The sequence below is a fragment of the Shimazuella sp. NTD248 genome, assembly GCF_059510395.1.
In genome coordinates, this window is sequence record NZ_JCAJZT010000001.1 from 263,019 (window position 1) to 285,203 (window position 22,185).

At 40.4% G+C, this 22,185-nt stretch carries 20 protein-coding genes; 10 read left to right on the plus strand and 10 right to left on the minus strand.

Features of this window, described 5'->3' with window-relative positions; genetic code table 11:
- Window positions 1–75: 75 nt before the first annotated feature.
- Both AC5WOE_RS01420 and AC5WOE_RS01425 read right to left on the minus strand, forming a co-directional pair.
- Window positions 76–1,446 carry a glycosyltransferase gene (locus AC5WOE_RS01420; protein WP_496051733.1) on the minus strand — a complete coding sequence of 457 codons (1,371 nt, stop codon included), beginning with the start codon at window positions 1,444–1,446 and terminating at the stop codon, window positions 76–78.
- A gap of 310 nt (window positions 1,447–1,756) precedes the next feature.
- Window positions 1,757–3,124: a glycosyltransferase gene (locus AC5WOE_RS01425; RefSeq protein ID WP_496051734.1), complete on the minus strand. Its 1,368-nt coding sequence runs from the start codon at window positions 3,122–3,124 to the stop codon at window positions 1,757–1,759.
- Between the two features lie 194 nt (window positions 3,125–3,318).
- On the opposite strand from AC5WOE_RS01425, the gene AC5WOE_RS01430 reads away from it, so the two are divergent.
- A complete protein-coding gene (locus tag AC5WOE_RS01430) occupies window positions 3,319–3,699 on the plus strand; it encodes a hypothetical protein (protein WP_496051735.1) in 381 nt (126 codons plus the stop codon).
- 66 nt (window positions 3,700–3,765) lie between these two features.
- The gene (locus AC5WOE_RS01435) at window positions 3,766–4,359 is read left to right on the plus strand and encodes an HD domain-containing protein (RefSeq protein ID WP_496051736.1); all 594 of its coding nucleotides are present in this window, start codon (window positions 3,766–3,768) and stop codon (window positions 4,357–4,359) included.
- A 30-nt stretch (window positions 4,360–4,389) separates the two neighbouring features.
- Here AC5WOE_RS01435 and AC5WOE_RS01440 read toward each other — a convergent pair whose 3' ends face one another.
- The gene (locus AC5WOE_RS01440; RefSeq protein ID WP_496048214.1) at window positions 4,390–5,109 is read right to left on the minus strand and encodes a lysophospholipid acyltransferase family protein; all 720 of its coding nucleotides are present in this window, start codon (window positions 5,107–5,109) and stop codon (window positions 4,390–4,392) included.
- Between the two features lie 160 nt (window positions 5,110–5,269).
- Between AC5WOE_RS01440 and ade the strand changes: the two genes are divergently transcribed.
- Complete coding sequence (ade, locus tag AC5WOE_RS01445; protein WP_496051737.1) at window positions 5,270–7,009, plus strand: adenine deaminase; 1,740 nt, start codon at window positions 5,270–5,272, stop codon at window positions 7,007–7,009.
- A gap of 130 nt (window positions 7,010–7,139) precedes the next feature.
- On the plus strand, window positions 7,140–9,260 hold the full coding sequence (locus AC5WOE_RS01450) for an NHL repeat-containing protein (RefSeq protein ID WP_496048216.1): 2,121 nt from the start codon (window positions 7,140–7,142) through the stop codon (window positions 9,258–9,260).
- 49 nt (window positions 9,261–9,309) lie between these two features.
- On the opposite strand, the gene AC5WOE_RS01455 is transcribed toward AC5WOE_RS01450, so the two are convergent.
- The 4 genes from AC5WOE_RS01455 to AC5WOE_RS01470 are packed head-to-tail and all read right to left on the minus strand — an operon-like array spanning window position 9,310 to window position 12,732.
- A complete protein-coding gene (locus tag AC5WOE_RS01455) occupies window positions 9,310–9,810 on the minus strand; it encodes an NUDIX domain-containing protein (RefSeq protein ID WP_496048217.1) in 501 nt (166 codons plus the stop codon).
- A 56-nt stretch (window positions 9,811–9,866) separates the two neighbouring features.
- A complete protein-coding gene (locus tag AC5WOE_RS01460; RefSeq protein WP_496051738.1) occupies window positions 9,867–10,769 on the minus strand; it encodes an aldo/keto reductase in 903 nt (300 codons plus the stop codon).
- Window positions 10,770–10,820: 51 nt separating this feature from the next.
- Window positions 10,821–11,768, minus strand: coding sequence for a mannose-6-phosphate isomerase, class I (gene manA, locus AC5WOE_RS01465; RefSeq protein ID WP_496048219.1), 948 nt, complete (start codon window positions 11,766–11,768; stop codon window positions 10,821–10,823).
- A 34-nt stretch (window positions 11,769–11,802) separates the two neighbouring features.
- On the minus strand, window positions 11,803–12,732 hold the full coding sequence (locus tag AC5WOE_RS01470; protein ID WP_496051739.1) for an ROK family protein: 930 nt from the start codon (window positions 12,730–12,732) through the stop codon (window positions 11,803–11,805).
- Between the two features lie 164 nt (window positions 12,733–12,896).
- Between AC5WOE_RS01470 and AC5WOE_RS01475 the strand changes: the two genes are divergently transcribed.
- Genes AC5WOE_RS01475 through AC5WOE_RS01495 form a run of 5 tightly spaced genes read left to right on the plus strand, consistent with a single transcriptional unit; the run spans window position 12,897 to window position 17,082 of the window.
- Window positions 12,897–13,205, plus strand: coding sequence for a PTS sugar transporter subunit IIB (locus AC5WOE_RS01475; protein ID WP_496048221.1), 309 nt, complete (start codon window positions 12,897–12,899; stop codon window positions 13,203–13,205).
- Between the two features lie 3 nt (window positions 13,206–13,208).
- The gene (locus AC5WOE_RS01480; RefSeq protein WP_496048222.1) at window positions 13,209–13,532 is read left to right on the plus strand and encodes a PTS sugar transporter subunit IIA; all 324 of its coding nucleotides are present in this window, start codon (window positions 13,209–13,211) and stop codon (window positions 13,530–13,532) included.
- Window positions 13,533–13,544: 12 nt separating this feature from the next.
- Entirely contained in the window at window positions 13,545–14,867 is a 1,323-nt protein-coding gene (celB, locus tag AC5WOE_RS01485; RefSeq protein WP_496048223.1) for a PTS cellobiose transporter subunit IIC, read from the plus strand.
- A 57-nt stretch (window positions 14,868–14,924) separates the two neighbouring features.
- Window positions 14,925–16,316 (plus strand): glycoside hydrolase family 1 protein, encoded by a 1,392-nt coding sequence (locus AC5WOE_RS01490; protein WP_496048224.1) that lies wholly within the window; start codon window positions 14,925–14,927, stop codon window positions 16,314–16,316.
- 52 nt (window positions 16,317–16,368) lie between these two features.
- On the plus strand, window positions 16,369–17,082 hold the full coding sequence (locus tag AC5WOE_RS01495) for a GntR family transcriptional regulator (RefSeq protein WP_496048225.1): 714 nt from the start codon (window positions 16,369–16,371) through the stop codon (window positions 17,080–17,082).
- A 162-nt stretch (window positions 17,083–17,244) separates the two neighbouring features.
- Here the strand turns inward: AC5WOE_RS01495 and thrB are convergent, their stop codons facing one another.
- The 3 genes from thrB to AC5WOE_RS01510 are packed head-to-tail and all read right to left on the minus strand — an operon-like array spanning window position 17,245 to window position 20,546.
- On the minus strand, window positions 17,245–18,159 hold the full coding sequence (gene thrB, locus AC5WOE_RS01500; protein ID WP_496051740.1) for a homoserine kinase: 915 nt from the start codon (window positions 18,157–18,159) through the stop codon (window positions 17,245–17,247).
- Window positions 18,160–18,174: 15 nt separating this feature from the next.
- Window positions 18,175–19,248, minus strand: coding sequence for a threonine synthase (gene thrC, locus AC5WOE_RS01505; protein WP_496051741.1), 1,074 nt, complete (start codon window positions 19,246–19,248; stop codon window positions 18,175–18,177).
- Entirely contained in the window at window positions 19,245–20,546 is a 1,302-nt protein-coding gene (locus AC5WOE_RS01510) for a homoserine dehydrogenase (protein ID WP_496048228.1), read from the minus strand. Before AC5WOE_RS01510 ends, thrC begins: the two co-directional genes overlap by 4 nt.
- 769 nt (window positions 20,547–21,315) lie before the next feature.
- Between AC5WOE_RS01510 and AC5WOE_RS01515 the strand changes: the two genes are divergently transcribed.
- Entirely contained in the window at window positions 21,316–21,984 is a 669-nt protein-coding gene (locus AC5WOE_RS01515; protein ID WP_496051742.1) for a hypothetical protein, read from the plus strand.
- Window positions 21,985–22,185: the final 201 nt, after the last annotated feature.

Sequence of the window (22,185 nt, forward strand, 5' to 3'; positions counted from 1 at the left end):
TTCGGTGGCACAGTGTCCGTGATTCTATATTTTTCACAGTCACCGTGCCACCTGTAAGGTAGATGTAAGACAGTATCACCAGCCACCATTCAACCACCAAAGCGCACAGAGAAATCGTTGCAGATCGACATGTTTCTGTGCAGCAGTGCGCATGTGATGTTCCTCACGCGCCCATTGCTGAATGCGTGTTCGATCCAGCTTCAAGGAGGCCTTAATCGCCTCCACGAAACCTCGTTCATCCCCTTCCTCGATATCAAAACCCCATTCCCCTCGGTGTGGTTGTATGAGTTTCGGTACCGATCCGCGAGCATACGCGACCACTGGTGTTCCGGCAGCCCATGCCTCAAGAAAAACCAAACCGCGAGGTTTATCCCAGTGAATGGGTGCGACAAATGCACGAATACCTGAGAAGAAATCGAGCTTTTGCTGTCCAACAAGTTGACCAACATAGATACAAATTGGTGATCCACTACTTAGGAGACTTGTATCAGAGCCATTCAGCAGAGCAGCGACTTTCTCCGCATAACTCTTATATGGTAGATAAACATCGATCTGTGGGAGACATTCTAGTTCAAAGTAGTTACCATTTTCAATAATCCCCGCCAAAATTATCGATTGCCCTGCTGCCTTAGCCATACGAATAGCATTCGCCTGCCCATTTTCAGGACAAATTCTGCCGAGGATACCAACAGCATCAAGCAGTGGAGTGCGACGGGAGACAAAGTTCTCCTCAGTGAGTCCGTTTGAGATGGAATGCACCATCCATACTTTCTTGCCGTTTTCAGCCCGCTCCCGTTCGCCGACCACCAACGGTATCTTCTTCCAATAATGATGAAAATAGGCCATATCTTTTGGTCCCTCTGGTGGATTAAAGGTCAACAAATCTCCCCAATCCATGTCAAAAACCCGATTCAAGTGAAGGGGGGAATGCTTGAGCAACACGGGCACGACTCCACCGTAATCTTGAAACTGGAAAAGAAGCTCACTAATTGGTGAATCATAGAGAGATCCGAGGTGTCCAGTTACCGTATCCCAGTTTAGAGGATGCTGCTTTCTTGTCTCATGGCGCAGCCATCGGGAGATGAAATCATGGTGGAGAGCGAAGGCCCCATGAAAATCCCAAGACCCAGCAGGTTTCTCAATAGTTGGGATAAGCCCTTCGATCTTGGATGTAGCTGGAGCAAATACACCTAGATTATGACCCAAATCTCTCCATTCACGAACAAGATTGGCAATAGCGTTTTCTAGTCCGCCATACGCGTCAGGTGGAGTATTGTACCTTGCTCCGGAAATATGCAGCATCCTTAGCGGACGATTCGGATCGGTGACATGAAGAAGCCATTCATCGCTCCTTGGACCCTTGTTCTGCTTTTTCTTTGCCATCCACCGAGCAATTTCAATGTGTACTTGAGCGGATTGTTCATCATATTTGATATAACTACTCACTGGAAATTCCTATCTGACAGTTGAAGAGGGGACATGGATGACACTATCCTATTTTATTATAGTATCTTTCCTAATATTTTTAAATATCGGAGTCCATTGTGCAGATAACCATTTGAGGAGTTCTAACAATTCCAATGGATGGGGTAAATCGAGGTAAGCAGAAGGTTCAGACAAAAGAAAAATGCCACTGGAGCGGAATGCAGATTCTTCTCCTATTGGATGTTTTGCTACCTATTCGGTGGCACAGTGTCCGTGATTCTATATTTTTTCACAGTCACCGTGCCACCTGTAAGGTAGGTGTAAGACAGTGTCACCAGCCACCATTCAACCACCAAAGCGCACAGAGAAATCGTTGCAGTTCGACATGTTTCTGTGCAGCAGTACGCATGTGATGTTCCTCACGCGCCCATTGCTGAATGCGTGTCCGATCCAGCTTCGTGGAGGCCTTAATCGCCTCCACGAAGCCTCGTTCATCCCCTTCCTCGATATCAAAACCCCATTCCCCTCGGTGTGGTTGTATGAGTTTCGGTACCGATCCGCGAGCATACGCGACCACTGGAGTTCCAGCAGCCCATGCCTTAAGAAACTCCAAACCTTGGGGTTCATCCCAGTGAACGGGTGCAACAAATGCACGAATACCTGAGAAAAAATCAAGTGCTTGCTGATCATCAAGTCGATCAATATAGATACAAACTGGCGATCCACTTTGAAGCAAGCTTGTGTCAGAACCATTCAGCAGAGCATTGACTCGCCCCTCATTCCACGGATAAAACCCTAGATCAACATCGATCAACGGGCTAACTTCCCGATTAAAATAAGTTGACGAATCACCTAGTCCTACGACAATGATCGATTGTCCTGTTGCCTTAGCCAGACGAATGGCATCCACCTGCCCTTTTTCTGGAGCGATATCACCGAGGATACCAACAGCATCAAGCAGCGGACCACGGCGGGAAACAAAGTTCTCCTCTGGGAGTGTACTTGGGATAGTATGCACCACCCATACTTTCCAGTTCTCAGTCCGCTCCGGTTCGCTGACCACAAACGGTATCTTCTTCCAATAATGTTCGAAATAGGTCCTATCGGTTGGACCCACTGGTGGATTAAATGTCAACAGCTCCCCCCGGCTAATGTCAAACATCCATTCCAAGAAATGTTTGAGCACAATGGGCACGACTCCACCGTAATCTTGAAACTGGAAAAGAAGCTCACTCACTGGTGGATCGTAGAAATACCCGAGGTGTCCAGTTACCGTATCCCAGCTTAGTGGACGCTGCTTTCTTGTCTCTTGGCGCAGCCATCGAGAGATGAAATCATGGTGGAGAGCGGAGGCTCCATGAAAATCCCAAGACTCAGGATGTTTCCAAATAGTTGGGATAAGCCCTTCGATCTTGGATGTAGCTGGAGCAAAAATACTAAGACTATGACCCAAAAATCTCAATTCTTGAGCGAGATTATAAACGGCGGTTTCTAGTACCCCACGTTTCCCATACCCATCAGGTTCAATATTGTACCTTGCTCCGGAAATATGCAGCATCCTTAGCGGATGATTCGGATCGGTGACATGAAGAAGCCATTCATCGCTCCTTAGACCCTTGTTCTGCTTTCTCTTTGCCTTCCACCGAGCCATTTCAATGTATTCTTGAGCGGATTGTTCATCATATCGGATGTGATTCACTGAAAACTCCTATCTTGCAGTTGAAGGGGGTGATGACACCATCCTATTTTATTATAATATTCTTCGAAATATTTTTAAATATCGTGCTAGGTGATTACCTTTGTTTTTACAAAAACTATTGAATAACACGTAGATTTGTATCATTATTAAAGGTAGGAGACTGGAAAAAGTGTCGTTTGAAGGAGATAGAAAATATGGCTGTAAAATTAAACGGACTGAGGGTCAATCGTACAGAGTTTATGATTTGGCAATACCAAAATAGTATTACCAAGCGAAAAATCTTACAGACTTGGAGAAGAGACAAGCAAAAATTTCTTCGATCATTGATCTTGGATAAAAACACGAATAACCATACTCCCTCCTATGCCATTCAATTTTACAAAGATTTCAAATCCCTTCTCTACCAATCTTATTCCGAAGAATTTCCAAAAAAAGAACCAAATCTAATCGAATTGTGTGACTGGTTTTCCGATAATGCTAGTATCTGTAAATATATCGGTAATGAAAAAGACGAAAAAACATGGTTAGACATCCGAAAATGCGCAAGAATACTAATAGATGGCCAATTACCATAAATTTGCTTTGAAAAAGAAAATTTCTATTAAGTAGGCTGCCATTCTGCTGGAGAGGAGTTTTCTCTTATGCATTTATTTGAACAAGCAAGTATACAAGTTCCTGATCTGAATGAGACAAAATTAGCTGACTATATTGACCCTTCTATCCCCCGATTTCATCATATTCTCGGCGTTGTTCGGAATATGAAATCTCTGCTCACCAAATTAAATATTTTGGAAGAATGGAAGCCGTTACTGATTCAAGCCTGCTATCTACACGATATTGGCTATAGCCCCAAACTTGATCACTATCACTATCATCAGTTGGATGGTGCTATATTTGCTGCAAGACAAGGATATCCAAAATATATGATAGCGACGATTCTCTTTCATAGTTGTGCGTACGAAGGTGTTCTTTATTCACGGCCTGATATCAGAGAAATTTACGAGGATCATCTTTCCTTACTGGATGGTAAGGATCAGATGTTTATTGACCTCGTCAGTTATTGTGACCTTCACACATCAGCTAATGGAGAAAATACCAATTTAACACAGAGAGTAAGAAATGTGGTTGAGCGATATGGTGATACACATGAAGTCAGCAAGATTATGTTATCCAATGTTCCTCCTTTCCGACAGATTATCGATCGAGTAACAAAGTTGATTAAAGATAACAAATAACACTTTTTCCATTCAGATAGTGAGCGAATCTTACTTTATCAGAGATTCGGGTTTTAGTTCATCCCACAGTGCTTCGTAGATCATCTGTAATCGTTTGGTATCCCGCTTGATACCATCTTGTTGTGGGTGTTGTTGGATAGGCTTAATAGGGGAACCAAAATGTACATGCCGACGCGGACGACGAAACCATGCTGTCGCTGCCCCAAGAAAACTTTTTACCTTTCCCCCGCTCATGACTTGCCGAGATCCGAGCTGGATCACCGGAATAATCACTGCACTTGTCTGGTTTTGCAGACGAGCTGGACCAGTCTTCCAACTCTTTGGTTTCCTATCCTCGACTCCATCCCATTCCGGTATTCCCCCTTCAAAGTAAATTGCAATGGCACCTCCACTTTTTAAATGATCACAAGCATTTTGCAGCGCATCTTTTGCTTGCGGACTGTCTCTACGAACAGGAATATAGTTACCATAGCGAAAAATCCACCATAAGAGTGGATGTGTCCATAAGCTTGCCTTTGCCATAAATTTTGGGTATAAACCAAGACACATGCTGGCAAATTTTACGGTAGGTGGATCAAAATAACTAGAGTGATTAATAATAAGGATCACTCCCTCTTTTTTGTGACGCATCTCTAAATATGTTTCCAACTCTTCTGAAATCGTAATAACTAGATTTCCACCCATCAAAAAATGGACAATCCAAATAGGCAATTGTTTGATTCCCTTGAACGACTGCTTTATTTCTTTCATGGGAACATCTTCACTCTCTATTTATATTTTATAAGCATCTATCAATACATATTATTACAATGATACGATTTCATATCAAATTTAGAATATACATTTCTAAATGCGTTCGCCCTTTTTCTTCACGATTGAGTTAAAATGACTTAGAAAGGATGGAAGTAAGTTGAAATTATCTCCAGAAAAACTGCAAAGAAGAATAGCTGTCGCCAGCAAACGCGAACCGGCAGATTTGGTGATTACAAACGGAAAGATTATCGATGTTTTTAACTTGGATATTATCCATGCCAATATCGCAATCGCAGATGGCTATATTGTTGGTATCGGTAATTACCGAGGAAAGAAAGTCCTTGATGCAAAACAAAAATACATTTGTCCTACTTTTATCGATGCTCATGTACATATTGAGTCTTCTTTAGTTACTCCTCAAGAATTTGCAAAAGTTGTGTTGCCGCATGGAGTTACAACTGTCATTACAGACCCGCATGAGATTGCGAATGTAGTTGGAAACGATGGAATCTCTTTTATGCTCGAAGACTCAGAAGATCTACCCTTGGATATTTACTTGATGCTGCCTTCCAGCGTCCCTGCCACTCCGTTTGAAAATGCTGGTGCCCGCCTAAAAGCAAATGACCTTGAGCCATTTTTTACTCACCCAAGAGTGCTCGGACTTGCCGAAGTCATGGACTTCCCCGCTGTTTTGCATGGGGAAAATCACATGATCAAAAAAATTTCTACTACCTTAAAATATCGAAATCACATCGATGGGCATGCCGCTGGATTGGATCGAGATGCTATCAATGTTTATCGAAGTGCGGGAATTTCAACCGATCACGAGTGTATCTCAGCCGAAGAAGCATTGGAACGAATACAAAGAGGGATGTATGTTTGGATTCGAGAGGGATCAAGTGCAAAAGACCTCACTTCACTCATCCGTATCGTGAATGAAAAAAACTCGAGAAGATTTGCGTTTTGTACCGACGACAAGCATTTAGATGAGTTAATCACAGAAGGCAGTATCGATCACTCTGTTCGCTTAGCTATTCAACATGGGCTAGATCCACTTTTGGCAATACAGCTGGCTACTCTAAACGCTGCTGAGTGTTATGGATTACAGCAAAAAGGAGCGATTGCTCCTGGATATGCAGCAGACTTTTTACTGTTTGATGACCTTATGAACTTGGAAGTACAACAAGTTTTTAAAGCAGGGAAATTGGTAGCAGAAAATGGAAAGATGAACCTATCGATCGATAAACAAAATTCGAGGTCCTCTGTCATTACGAATACGATACATGTTGTAAAAGCTGACAAGCATGATCTACAAATACCTATTAACGGTACAAAAGCAAACATCATTGAACTTCAGCCCAATAGTATTGTTACCAAACACCAAGTGGCAGATGTGACTGTTTCAAATGGCTTTTTTGTACCTTCTGTAAAAATGGATCAATTAAAGATTGCAGTACTCGAACGTCATCATCAAACTGGTAATATTGGATTAGGAATTGTATCTGGACTTGGGATATCAAGTGGAGCGATTGCTTCAACGGTAGCTCATGATTCTCATAACCTCGTCGTAGCGGGTACGAATGATGATGATATGCTGACTGCAATTGAAGAAATCACTCGTCTTCAAGGTGGACTAGTCGCAGTGAAAAACGGTAAAACACTCGCCTCTCTTCCATTGGAAATTGCAGGATTGATGAGTTCTCGTAATTTTACAGATGTGAATAAAAATCTAAAAGAACTTCATCATGCTTTAGATGAGTTACAAGCTCCATCCCATCTAAATCCCTTTTCTATCCTCGCATTTCTCTGTTTACCTGTCATACCAGAGATTAAACTCACTGATATCGGTCTATTTGACGTCATAACTTTTCAACACATTCCAGTGTCTATCACCTAGAAAGAACAGCCAAACCGCTTTTGTAAAAGCGGTTTTTTTCTGTCTAATTATGAAATATTTGCAAAATAAGGGACAGGCTTTGTCCAATTATTGTAAAATAGGGACAATTCCATTAAAAAGAGAGGCTAAAATGAAAAAACAGAAATTACTATCCTTCCTGTTCCTATTTTGCATTTTTTGTTACAGCGTCTTCCCACTTCCTACTTCTCATGCAGCTAACCATACAGGCTTTACGAATTTAGGTGGACAGATCAAAGGTATTACGATTTATGAAGCCGCATTTGGCAAAGACAAAAAAGGAAATGATGTCGTATTTGCTGTGGTAACTGGTGAACCTGCCCAATTTGCCGTAGTTGATCTCAAAACAAGAAAACTTCTCAAACTTCTCCCATTGGAATCAGCAACTGGCGCTTGGGCTATAACGGTAGCAACAGATGGGAAAGTTTGGGTTGGAAGTTATCGCAATGGACATGTCTATTGTTATGATCCAAAAACGGAGGAACTAAAAGATCTTGGTCGTTCACCAGCAGACAGTGATGTGTTATTTGGACTAAGCAATGGACCGGATGGTTCAGTCTATGGCGGTTCTTATGGAAAAGCAAAGATTTTTGGATATACCAAAGATGGCAAGCCCTTGTCGTTCGATTCGGTATCGCCAGGAGATACATATGCCCAAGATACGGTATATAATCCAGACAAAAAAGTTCTTTATATTGGAATTGGATCATCCAAAGCAAAAGTGATTCAGCTGGATATAAATACAAAAGTTACGAAACAAATCTTACCGAGCAAATATCAAACACAATCGGAAGCATATGATCTGAACTATATCTCAGGTAAGTTGTTCGTGAAGTTACATTCGGCATTCCAAACCATCGTTTTAAATCCAGAAACAGAAGAAGTAGATACCTTAACAGACCTTACCACCAAGCAAAAAACCGATTCTTTTCCCAGTGATTCTCGCGGAGTCTCTCCACTAGCACCTGATGGACGTTCTGTTTACTATACCAATAAAGGGTTCTTACTACGGTATGATATGAAGAGTAAATCATATGCTCCTGTAGTCGATAATAAGAAAAAACCGATTGACCTCCAAAAAAATCCGGTAATTGGCTGGACGTGGGTGGAATTTAAAGAAAAAAATTATCCAGGAAAAACATTGGTAGGTCTAGCTGGAAATTATGAGGGAAAAGCATTTCGTTACAACCCCCAGACTCATGCTTACGAATATTTTCAGCTACCCTTTCCACCTCAGCCGATTGATTTGTTTAATGTGATTGCAGATTCAAAAGATAAAATCTATACAAATGCTTACCTAAATGGACGAATCAGCACGTATCAGACAAAAAATAATATCGTGAAAGAAATAGGACGATTGGGACAAGTAGAAGGATGGACATGGTATAACGGTAAACTATATGCTGGAACTTATCCAGATGGCAAACTCCTTGTCTATGATCCTAATAAACCTTGGAAAGACGAAGAAAATCCAAAACTGCTGTTTAAGTTGAGACAAGGGTATGAACAAAATCGCCCGCTGGCAGTAATCGCGGATAAAACGAATATTTATATGGGAACTACACCGGACTACGGAAAATATGGCGGTGCCCTAACGGTCGTAAACCCAAAAAAACCTGAAACTCCAGTAGTGTACCGAAATATTGTAACGGATCAATCGATCGCATCCCTAACCACTTATAAAGGAATAATTTGGGGAGGATCAAGCATTGAAGGCGGTGGTGGTACCACGCCAAAAGCGACAGAAGCCAAATTATTTTGTTTTGATCCTAAAACGAAGAAGAAAACAGGAGAATACTCCCCACTGCTTCTTAAAACCGTAAAAAAAATCACTGCCCTGACCATAGGAGAAGATGGGAACATTTGGGGAATTGCTGACGGCTATATTTTTGCCTTCAACCCTTTATTAAAAATATCTATATTCCAGCAGCAAGTAGTTGAAAATGGAATTGGACAAGGTGCCGGCATCCAAATGCACCCAAATCATCACATGTATGCCGTTACTGATGGACTGTTATTCTCCATTAATCCTCTGTTAAGGTATGTCAGATATATACCATATTCAGCAGGATTATATCGATTGGCCATTCAAGGCAACAATCTCTACATGAAAGACGGAACTGCTGTCACTACAGGAAAAAACCTGATTCGTTATCTACCAGATGACTCAGATGCAATTAAGATGGAAAGTCCGATAAAATCAAAAGTCAAATATCGTTTTAATGACTTCTAAACAACTAATGAAACAGCCCTTCTATTTTCATTTTCAGAAGGGCTGTTCCTTATTTGTTCCAAACGCTCCATACATATTGAATAAATCCTATACGCGATTGAAGATTAGGTAAAGTTTTTATTTGTTCATAAGAAAAGAAATCTCTGCCTTTTGTTTCCTTATCACTGATAAAATTACATATTTCCTTAACTTCTGCATGATAGTGAACTTGATAACTCATCGGATATGGATACCTGTACCCTTCAGGTTTTGGGGCAAATATCTCCATCTGCTGATAACCGATAAGAGCAGGTTTCTCCACTATCACTTTTGTTTCTTCATATACTTCTCTCGCCAATGTCTCTTCTAGACTTTCCTCAGCTTCTATATGCCCACCTGGCAAATCCCATCCACGATACAAGTTAGCTAATAGAATTCGCTGCTTATAAGTGATGATCCCAAAAACAGTTGTTATCTCATTTTTAGGTGGTAAGTCGGAAGAAAGAATTTCGGATACCCTATTTGGTTGAGGTAACCATGACAGATTTGAATAATTCTGCAAAATTTTCATTTCCCACTTCCTTTCTTGTCGATTAGACAGTGAGATTGTTGACAACGTCTAACTATTTAAGGTACTTCGTGTCCCATGGAAGCCTGTAAGACGCTAAACCATTGATCACGGTTAAGTGATAACTGTGTGGCATGGATAGCTGTTTGAATTCTTTGCCGTTTCCCTGATCCAACAATGGGCATAATGTTTGCAGGATGAGCTAAAAGCCAAGCATAAAGCACTTCATCTATCCCTTGTGCCCCTATCTCCTCCTGAATGGAAATCAATGCATGTCGAAGTCGGACTGCTTTTTCTTCTTGAGAAGTAAAAATATCTCCGCCAGATAGAGGCGACCATGCCATTGGAGGGATTCTGTGTTGCATACACAGTTGTAAGGTTCCATCTTCTATATTTTCTAACTGATAAGCAGAAAGCTCCAATTGATTGGTGACAAGCGGTTGTTTCACATAAGAAGTAAGCAGCTCAAAATGATCTCGTTTAAAATTGGATACACCAAAATAAAGCACTTTTCCTTGTTCATGTAATATTTGAAACGCTTCAGCTACCTGCTCTGGGTCCATAAAAGGATCAGGACGATGAATGAGCAGAACATCGATATAATCCGTCCGTAGATTTTGCAGTGATTGTTCTACTGAGTAAATAATATGTTCCTTACTTGTATTATAATGGTGGGTTTTATTTTGTGGTCTTCGCTCAGAAGGCAATACAATCCCACATTTTGTGACCAATTGCATTTGTGAGCGCAGGTGAGGCTTTTGGGCTAAAGCATCACCGAATAACTTCTCACAAGTGTAACTGCCATATATATCTGCATGATCAAAGGTTGTAATTCCATTATCCAAGCAGTATTGGATCAAATCTAATGTTTCTTCTTTCGTTTGTTTCCAATCCGCTAAGCGCCATAAGCCGTATATAATTCGGGAAAAAGATAAATCTGTTGCCAATTTGACTCTTTGCATGAATCAAGCGCCTCAATTCTTGGAATGTCTCCATTTACAGTATAAACATTATTATTTATAAGAAACAATTATTTCTATCTTTCCATCTAGAGAAAAATTTCCTAAACCAGACGGCAGAAGAACAAAATCTCCCTTATGAAGAAAGTAGTTCTCCTCTCTCGTAATAAGTATCCCTTGTCCATCGATAACGGTAAGCAAAAGAAAATTTTTTTCTTGAACAAAAGAGGTGTATTTTTGGATACTCCATTTCTGTACAGAAAAAAAAGAAGTCTCTAAGTATGTTGTAATTGTGGTGTTGCCTTTTACTATGGTGCTTGGACGAATTTGTATCTGTTGGTGGGGAAAATGAGTGACTTCCATCGCTTGCTTTTGATGTAGTTCCCGTTTATTACCATTTTCATCCAATCGATCAAAGTCATATACGCGATAAGTAATATCTGAACTTTGTTGGGTTTCAAGAATCACACTCCCAGCCCCCAATGCATGAATGGTGCCACTTGGTACATAGAAAAAATCACCAGGATGAATTTTTCTTCTTTGTAGCAAAGAATCCCATTCCCCTGATTGCATCAAGATTTGAAATTCTTCTTTTGTTCTCGCTTGATGACCATAAATAATTTCTGCACCCATTCGGCAATCGATCACATACCAACATTCTGTTTTACCAAATCCCCCTTCTGATTTTTTCGCATAATCATCATCTGGATGCACTTGAACAGACAAATCCATTCGCGCATCTAAAATTTTTATCATCAACGGAAAGGAATCTTCCTCTACTTGACCAAACAACTCACGATACTCAGTCCATAACTCCCCTAATAATTTCCCTTGATAGATTCCATTTTTCACCATACTTTGTCCATGTGGATGTGCGGAAATCCCCCAACATTCTCCAAACTGATCTCCTTGTATCTCATATGAAAATGCATCTCTTAGAATAGTTCCACCCCAAATTCGCTCTTTGAACACTGGCTGAAAATATAGTGGATAGGCTTTCATGATGTTTCCTCCTAGTTGTTTCACCCTTACTGTTTTAAGTGTTTTGATTAAGGTCAGCAGAATTCAAGAAGTCGTAGATACCTGTCAACAAAGCTGCTCCAATCATTCCTGATTTTGATTCCAACTGTGCAAAAGTAATATCTGTTTTCTCCTTTAATTGTGGGTACACCAACTGATTCGTGCTCATAATAAGCTGTGATAAGTGTTTTTTGTAAGATTGCATTACTCCTCCACCTAAAATAATTTGATGAGGATTAATAAGGTGAATTATATTTGCAATGCCAATCGCTAAATATTTCATGTTATCTTGGATTATCATTAAAGCGGTTTCATTTCCTTGTTCAGCTAATTGAAAAATATGTCTCGCCCCTACATCTTTGCCCAGTAGCCTCTTTCCTTGTTTGACTATCGCTGTTCCACTAGCTAACAACTCAAAACTACCTGCATTTAATTGACCCGCTGCCTCCCCTCCTGAAGCAATGATCATGTTTCCTACTTCTCCAGCACAAGTCATTGCTCCATGAACCACTTGTCGATTTAATATATAGCCACCACCAATACCTGTACTAACAGTAAGATAAAATACAGAATCCACCCCACGTCCAGCCCCCAGATATGCTTCTGCTAATGCAGCGACATTTGCATCATTATCCAAGTAAACAGGAATACCGAAAGCTTGATAGATTCGATCAGAAAGGGCGATCTGATTCCACCCTGGCAGGTTTGGAGGAAGATGGACAATGCCATTATGCAGAGGTCCTGGGGAACCAATCCCTATACCAACAACAGATTTTGTTAATAATAAGTGGGAAATAAGTTTTACCATCTTGTTTATGACATGATCTGGACCCTTTTCGGCTTCCGTAGGAGCGGAAATTTCTTCTATGATATTTCCATTTTGATCAACAATAGCTCCTCTTAGTTGCGTTCCGCCTAGATCAATACCAATTGCATAATCGGACATAAGAAATACTCCTCCTTGCAATTAATTTTTTAAGATAATAAGCATCGCTTCTTCATTTCAATAACAATATAATATATTTTTATAACAAAAGTATATACTTTTAAATGTAAAGTATATATAATTAGATCAAATAATGAAAGCGCTTTAAAAAGGAGTGGTTACAAATGAAAAAGATATTACTTGCTTGTAGTTCTGGAATGTCCACTAGTATCTTGGTGGCAAAGATGCGGGAATATGCTAAATCAATTGGAATGGAAGCAGAAATTTGGGCAGTTGGACAAGATCAAGCAGAAGCAGAAATGGAAAAAGCTGATGTGGTATTAATTGGACCACAGATGCGATTCTTAAAAGATTCCCTTGGAGCTACAGCTGCTTCCCATGGTATTCCACTGGATGTGATCGACATGATGGCATATGGTTTAGCTGATGGAAAAGCAGCACTGGAACAAGCAATTCAATTAATGGAGGAATAAGCGATGGATACCTTTGCAGCAGCACAATCAATTGAAGTGACAGCCATGCAAATGATATTGCATAGCGGAAATGCAAGAAGCAACTTAATCATGGCACTTAGAGAATGCAAAGAACTTCATTATGAAAAAAGTAAAGAATTGCTTGCAGAAGCAGAACAAATGTTAGCTGAGGCAAATAAAACACATGGACACCTTATACAAAAAGAAGCAGCGGGAGAGGGAACCGACTTTTCTTTATTACTCATGCATGCAGAAGATCATTTGATGTCGACTGTTACGATGAAAGAAATGATCAAGGAGTTAATTCACATATTTGAGAGTAGATAAGGATGTGGGGAAATGAACGCAGTAATGAATTGGATGAATCGATTTTTATTGCCGATCGCAGGAAAATTAAATAACAACCGTTATCTTACTGTTCTTCGTAATGCCTTTTTGCTCAGTTTACCATTGACGATCTTTGGTTCTATTGCTGTCGTCATAGCAAATCTACCTTTCCTGAAAAATGTTATCGGTGATAAAGGAATAGCTGGACTGCAAAGCCTGCTTGGCCCAGCATCTCAGGCGACCATGAGCATCATGACGCTCTTTGTCGTATTTGGAATAGGGTATTATTTATCCAAATCATACAATGTAGAAGCAGTATTTGGAGCCGTTGTCGCAGTTGCTTCATTTTTAATTGTCACTCCTTTTACGACTACTTTGGAAAATAAGCAAGTCGTGGATAGTGTGATCCCACTCGATCGATTAGGGGCGAAGGGAATGTTTGTCGGTATGCTGGTAGGATTTCTGGCAACCGAAATTTACCGCAGGCTCGTCCAAAAAAATTGGGTGATTAAAATGCCGCAAGGCGTACCGGAAGCAGTATCCAAGTCTTTTGCATCCTTAATACCAGCAGTTGTCACATTAAGTGTTTTTCTGATTGTCAATATCATCTTTGAATTAACTCCTTATCACAACATTCATGACTTTATTTATACACTTGTTCAGGCGCCACTGGTAGGTTTAGGAGGCAGTTTACCTGCTACTTTGATCGCAATCTTCTTCATTCAGATTCTATGGTTCTTTGGGCTACACGGACAAATTATCGTTAACTCAGTGATGGACCCTATTTGGAATACACTTGCATTAGAAAATTTAGATAAATTTAGTCATGGTCAAGCAGCGTCCAATGTCATAACAAAATCTTTTATGGATATTTTTACCGTTGGAATGGGCGGAACAGGTATGACATTGGCTGTTATCGTCTCGATTCTAATTTTTGCCAAAAGTAAACAAATGCGACAAGTAGCAAAAGTTGGAGTTGGACCAGGTATTTTCAACGTAAATGAACCGATCATTTTCGGGTTGCCGATTGTCATGAATCCCTTGATTCTCGTACCATGGTTTCTTGCACCAATGGTAGTAGTGACAGTAACATATTTCGCTATGAGTACAGGCCTTGTCCCATTAACTACAGGTGTAACCGTTCCTTGGACAGTACCAATTGTCATTAGCGGTTACTTAGCTACTAACTCGATAGCAGGAAGTATTTTACAAATTATTAACTTTGCCATCGTAATGATCATTTGGATTCCATTCCTACTCTTTATCGACCGAATGAATAATAAAAAAGAAAAAGATGCTATCGAAAATGTAGTAGAGATAAATAACAAGAAATAAACAAGAAAGAGGAATCTATATTCCTCTTTCCTGCTTTACAGCTAGGGGGAGCAATGGATGTCAAAATTAACTTTTCCAAAAGACTTTTGGTGGGGATCAGCTGCGTCTGCCACACAAACTGAAGGAGCACAATATGAAGGTGGCAAAGGAAAAAACATCTGGGATCACTGGTATGAACAAGAACCTTGGCGTTTTTTTAACCACGTGGGACCTGATGTCACTTCCGACTTTTATCACCTTTATCAAGAAGATATCGCTTTAATGAAAGAACTAGGACATAATTCCTTTCGCCTTTCGATCTCTTGGTCCCGTTTATTTCCGAAAGGCATAGGTAAAATCAATCAAGAAGCCGTTTCTTTTTATAAAGATGTTATCGCAACACTCCATAAACATGATTTGGAACCCTTTGTTGGGCTCTTCCATTTCGATATGCCTTGGGAAATGCAAAAGATCGGAGGTTGGGAGAATCGGCAAGTAGTAGACGCCTATGTAGAATATGCCAAGACTTGTTTTAGGTTGTTTGGGGATCAAGTAAAAAAATGGTTCACGCATAATGAACCCATTGTTCCTGTGGAAGGAGGTTATTTGTACGACTTTCACTATCCAAACGTAGTGGACTTCAAACGGGCTGTACAAGTTGCCTATCATTCGATTTTATCTAATGCTTTAGCTATTCGCGCTTACCGTGAATCGAGGCAAAATGGGAAGATTGGGATTGTGTTAAATTTAACTCCATCTTATCCTCGTAGCCAACATCCTGCTGATCGAAGGGCGGCTCATCTTGCTGATCTGCTATTTAATCGCTCTTTCCTCGATCCAGCAGTAAAAGGTGAGTTTCCAGAGGACTTGGTACAATTGCTGACAGAGTACGATTTTTTGCCTGAAACAACGGTAGAAGACATCAACACGATAAAAAAATATACGATTGATTTATTAGGTGTCAACTACTACCAACCACGCCGAGTAAAAGCAAAAGAAACCCTATCTAACCCAAAAGCACCTTTCTTACCAGAACATCTATTTGATTACTATGTGATGCCAGGAAGAAAACTAAATGTGCATCGTGGTTGGGAGATTTATGAAAAAGGCATTTATGATATTTTGATTAATCTGCGTGATAACTATGGTAATATTGAATGTTTTATCTCCGAAAATGGAATGGGAGTAGAAAACGAAGAGAGATTCCTTCAGGACGGCATGATTCAAGATGATTATCGTATTTCTTTTATTAAAGATCATCTTACATGGGTGCACAAAGCATTAGAAGAAGGTTCCAATGTGAAAGGGTATCATTTGTGGACCTTTATGGATAATTGGTCTTGGGCAAACGCTTATAAAAACCGCTATGGGTTTGTATCTGTCGATCTAGATAATGGCAGAAAGCGTACGATCAAAAAGAGCGGGTATTGGTTTAAAAATGTCATTTTTGAAAATGGCTTTGAAAGATAATTAAGGATATACTTTTAAGTAATAAGCACGTCTGAAATATTGGTGATAACAAATGAAAAAGTTCCAACAAATAGCGGATGAATTACGCAATCGTATTCAACAAAAAGTGTACGATCCCATGCGACCGTTACCAGATGAAATGACTCTTTGCCAAGAATTTGATTGTAGTCGAATGACGATAAAAAAATCAATGGATGTCTTGGTTCGAGAAGGCCTTGTCTTTCGTAAACGAGGCCACGGCACATTTATTATTCAATCTTCTTTAAATAAGAGCCTTGCCATCATCAACAGCCAAAGCGTCAAAGGATTAACTCGATCTGTTGGCTCACAAAAAGTAGAAAGTCATCTGATCGAATTTAAAGTCGAAATGGCTAGTCCCCTTATCGCATCACGATTAAATATTGATAGTGTCAGTCCTATCTATAAGATCATTCGATTACGATCAGTTGAAGGGGAACCATATGTAATAGAAAAAACATATATGCCAACGTCTGTCATCACCAGTTTAGATGAATCAGTTCTGTATGCTTCTGTCTATCGTTATATCGAAGAGGAGCTATTACTTAAAATCAAAAGCGCTCATAAAATTATCCGTGCTACAAAGCCAAATGAGATGGATAAAAAGTATCTTCATTGCCAAGACAATGATCCTGTATTGGAAGTTGAACAAATTGCATTTCTGGATAATGGAACCATATTTGAGTACTCTTTTTCTCGACATCGCTATGATAAATTTGAATTTCACTCCTTCTCTGTACAGAAATAATTTCTCAACAACCCTTTCAAATGAGAGGGTTTCCTTTCTTTTTGTAAAAAATACAAAGTTTATCACATCTTCCATTATGCTCGTTGAAAACCCGTGGTCTAAAACTAAATTATTTTTACCAAGAACGCCATTATGAATAAAAAACCAACCTTTGGTTGGTTTTTAAGATACTTGCACACCATTTGTATCAGGAACAAGATCAAGCAACTGATAACTGACTTTATGTTCATTCATCACCTTCGCTAAAAAGCGTGACAGTGTCTCTCGCTGTTCATCGTTTTCATAAAAACAGAGACTGGTAGGTCCTGCGCCGCTGAGGGCTGCACCGAGCGCTCCATGGGAGACCGCATCAGTTAATATTTCTGATAAACCAGGGATAAGACTTGCTCGATAAGATTGATGGATTTTATCTTGCATCGCTTCTGCTAATAAATCCAAACGATTTTGCGCTAAAGCAGCAACGAGCAAGCTGCTGTGTCCAAGGGTAAAGACAACATCTTTTTTCTCATAACTGGCAGGTAATGCAGACCTCGCCTTATCTGTCGATAGCCAAAAATCAGGAATAACAGCCAAAACACGCAAGGAGTCTGGCACTGGCAAACAGACATAAGGTACTTCCCGTTCTTCTTTTGGCATGGAAGAAACAATAATTCCACCAAAGAAAGAGGCTCCTACATTGTCAGGATGCCCTTCTATTCGAGCTGACATCGAGAATAGTTGATCCATCGTGTATGGTTTACCTGCTAAAATATTAGCAGCAACTAGTGCTCCCACCACCGCTGCTGCACTGCTTCCCAAACCGCGGGTAAGTGGAATCTCAGAACTGACTTCGATTGAAAGTTCTGGCACTGCTCTATCTAAAGATTGAAAGAAATGTGCTGCAACTTGGTAGAGCAGATTGGATTTATCCTTTGGCAGTGCTGCTAAATGATCACCTAAAACTGTAATTACCGTCTCAGATGCAATTTCCATGCGAATCACTGTGTATAGTTGAAATGCCATGCCAATCGCATCAAATCCTGGCCCCAAATTTGCTGTACTCGCTGGAACCTTTACCGTTACTCCCTGTTGATTCATTCTTTGAAACCCTTTCTATTTTGAAATCAACGACATGACTGCTTCTCTTGTTGCTGGTACGGTTTCGGGTTGCTCATCGATGGTACTCAGCGCGATATTAGGATCTTTTAATCCATTACCAGTCAGCACACAAACAACAGTTGCACCTTCCGCTATGTTACCTGCTTTTCGCTGTTTGATCACTCCAGCGATCGATGCAGCAGAAGCAGGTTCACAGAATACCCCCTCTGTACGTGCTAATTTTTGATATGCTGCTAAAATCTCTTCGTCTGTTACCGCATCGATATGCCCATTGGATTCTGCTAGTGCACGGGTTGCCCCATCTTTGCTCGCTGGATTTCCAATACGAATCGCTGTAGCGACTGTTTCTGGATTTGGTACAGGTTTTCCATATACCAATGGAGCAGCTCCATCAGCTTGGAATCCAAACATGCGTGGCAACTGGTCACTTTTACCTGCTTGTTTGTACTCCTTAAACCCTTTCCAATAAGCAGTGATATTACCAGCATTTCCAACGGGAATTGCCAATATATCGGGAGCTGTACCTAATACATCGACGATCTCAAATGCAGAAGTCTTCTGCCCTTCGATCCGATAAGGATTGACGGAGTTGACCAACGTGATCGGTTCTTGTGCAGTGATTTCACGAACAATATCCAAGGCTTCGTCAAAGTTGCCATCAATCGCAATCACTTCTGCTCCATAGATGATCGCTTGCGCTAGTTTACCAAGTGCGATGTTCCCACTTGGGATCAAAACAATACAGCGGAGACCAGCACGTGCAGCATAAGCCGCAGCCGCAGCTGATGTATTTCCAGTTGAAGCACACATGATAGTTTTGCTGCCTTCTTCTATTGCTTTTGCGACAGCCATCACCATCCCACGATCTTTGAACGACCCAGTAGGATTTAATCCTTCATATTTTACATATAAGTTTATCCCTAATTCTGCTGACAATGCTGGAGCATGAATTAGTGGAGTATCTCCTTCATGCAAAGTAAGTTTTGGTGTATTTTCTGTTACAGGCAAAAATTCACGATAGCGCTCGATTATTCCAAATCGCTGTTTATTCGTAGTAGACGTACTCATTTTTTCGCTTCTCCCTCCAGACGGTAACAGCTTTTCACTTGATGAATCATTTTGGTAGAATCCATTTTCTCCATGACTTGATCCATATCTGCTTTGGATGAGCTATGAGTTACTAAAATAATCTCCGCTTGTCCACCATTATAAGGTTGTTGGATTATCTGCTTAAAGGAGATGTTATGATTGGAGAAAAGCTGAGTTATGTTTGCTAACACTCCACGTTGATCCTCTACTATCATCCGCAAGAAATATTTCGAATATTTGTCCTCATCCGATTTGAGCTGTTTCTCCACATAGGGTGCTACAACTCCTAAACCATTTGTCCCTAGTTTCATGTTTTTCACAACCGTGACAAGATCTGAAACAACAGAGGTAGCAGTTGGCAGTTCCCCTGCTCCAGGGCCATAGAACATCGTTTCTCCTACTGCATCACCATAAATATAGACAGCATTAAAAACATCGTTTACCGAAGCGAGTGGATGTGATTTGTGAATCATTGTCGGTTGTACACTTACTTCGATCTTATTGTTCGAGCGCTCTGCTATGCCTAGTAGTTTGAGCTCATAGCCAAGAGATTTACCATAGGAAATATCTTCTTTGGTCACACTGCTTATACCTCGAACATCCACTTCATCCAATTTCATCGCCACTCGAAAACCAAGTGTAGAAAGAATAGCCATCTTACGGGCTGCATCATGTCCTTCCACATCTGCTGTCGGATCTGACTCCGCATAACCAAGAGCTTGAGCCTCTGCGAGCACTTCGTCGTAGTCCATTCCTTCTTTACTCATTTTACTGAGCATATAGTTGGTTGTACCATTGACAATGCCCATCATCTTATAAATACGATCAGAAGAAAGCCCTTCTACCAGTGCCCTTAAGATTGGGATTCCACCTGCAACACTTGCTTCATAGAACACATCACAACCATTAACTTGAGCAGTTGACAGAATTTGGGCACCATGCAATGCCATCAAATCTTTGTTTGCTGTGATGACATGTTTTTTCTGATCTAAAGCCGTTAAAATATATGCCTTTGTTTGCTCAATGCCACCCATTACTTCCACTATTACATCAATTTCATTATCGTAAAGGATATCCTCAATTTTTGTTGTCAACATATTTGTAGGAGTAGAAATGTCTCTTTCCTTATGTATATCCTTAACAAATATACGATGAATCTCGATATGCAAGCCTGTTTGTTTCCAAAGGTCTTCTTGATGAGCTTGAATAATTCGATAAACACCCGTTCCAACAGTTCCAAAACCCAACAAGCCAACCTTTACTAATTTCTTTTCCATTTCTACCTCCTATAACAAATATAAAAAGACGCTCCTGAAAATTCTATCAAGGAGCGAATTTTATTCCTATTATTATAGCAGGATAGAGGGATTTCAACCATCTTTTTTCTTCTATAGGAAAAATGTGCTTTTTTTCGGAAGAAATCAACTCATCTCTTTCGTATAAACAATAAAAACAACGAAGTAACGCATTTTCATTATAAGATCAAATAATGAATTAGGATAGTTTTACAATTTATTTTTTATCACTTCACTTAGAAGAGTATACTACCTAAAACCGCTGAATATTGGCGGTTTTTGCTTTGTATATATTTTGAATACTATTGAAATCAGTATATTTCTATGATTAAATACATTTAGTTCCTGTTTTGGTTTGATTTTTGGTCGAGCGCTGCTCCCAAATAGGCTGAATCCTTTGGACTCCCACCAAATCAGGCTACAAGCAAACAGGCGCCTTGCGGATACGCTTGTAGCAATTGCTTCGATCGTGTGTTGGCTGCATATGTGCACCCGCGCGATCAGTCATCATCAAGCACCCTCGTTGGATGAGTGATGGCACTGGTAGTACAAGGTTAGTTGTTGAATTTGTTTTACGTTTTGTTTTACACTTTATGTTCACAATCTTGTGAACACTGCAACACCCTAATGATGTGGATAAGTGGGTACGACAATCGAATACGTGTGGGCGCATGAGAGATCCATTTTCTGTCAGGTGATGACACTGTCGCTTTGTTTTTGGGACAAAAAATCATCTGAGGAGAGATTTATAATGGATAATAAAAAACTTTCATGTGTGGAGCAATCTGTATTACCTCTGACAAAGAGCATCGATGCGGAGCAAGTGCAACAAGTCGTTGCTCGTGTAATACCGGAAACTGTCGATCAGCAGCAGGTCATCGTCCAAGTCATTATCCAGCAAGGAATGGATAATGAGACAGTGGCACAGCTGTTAGAGCAACAACGGCAGGAGATCAAACAGGACTTCCAAGAAATCGTAGGTCAAATCGAGGCGCGCGAAGTGAAACGAGATGAGCGGCTCCACAAACGAGTGGATTTTATTCGCTCTGCGGTGATGTTTCTCAAACGGCATATGGTCAAAATCTCGTTAAGCATAGCTGGTGTATCTACGAGTGCTTGGGTGATTTTTTCTCGTGATGTACTGTTAGATCTATCAAAAGAGGTAATCAAGATTGTTGTGGAGAAAAAACTCGCAGCAATTGCAACGGGAATACAGCTGGGTCTAAGCAGTATCATCGACCCAGCAGCACCTATAATGGTGCCCGTGTTGTCGGTGCTTTTGCCAGAGTTAGAACTCCATAGAAAAACAGCTACCGCATTGCTGCAAGTAGCTGCCTTTTTCCTAAACCGCACGGTATCGGATTGGACCCCCATCCGTCGTGGTTTAGCGTTTATCAGAAGCATATTTGCTTCAAAATAAACCTGACAGAGGATCGAAGCGTTCACACGTTTTCGATCACTGTCCACATCATTATAAAAAATCCAGATATTTCTGTCAAGAAATGCTGGTTCATTAGACGCAAACAAAGCCCACGTTTTTGGAAAGTGGGCTGTTTGTGCTTTAGTGAATTAACCATCATTCCTCACTCCGAATCATTTATATGAGCTATAGCTTACTAAA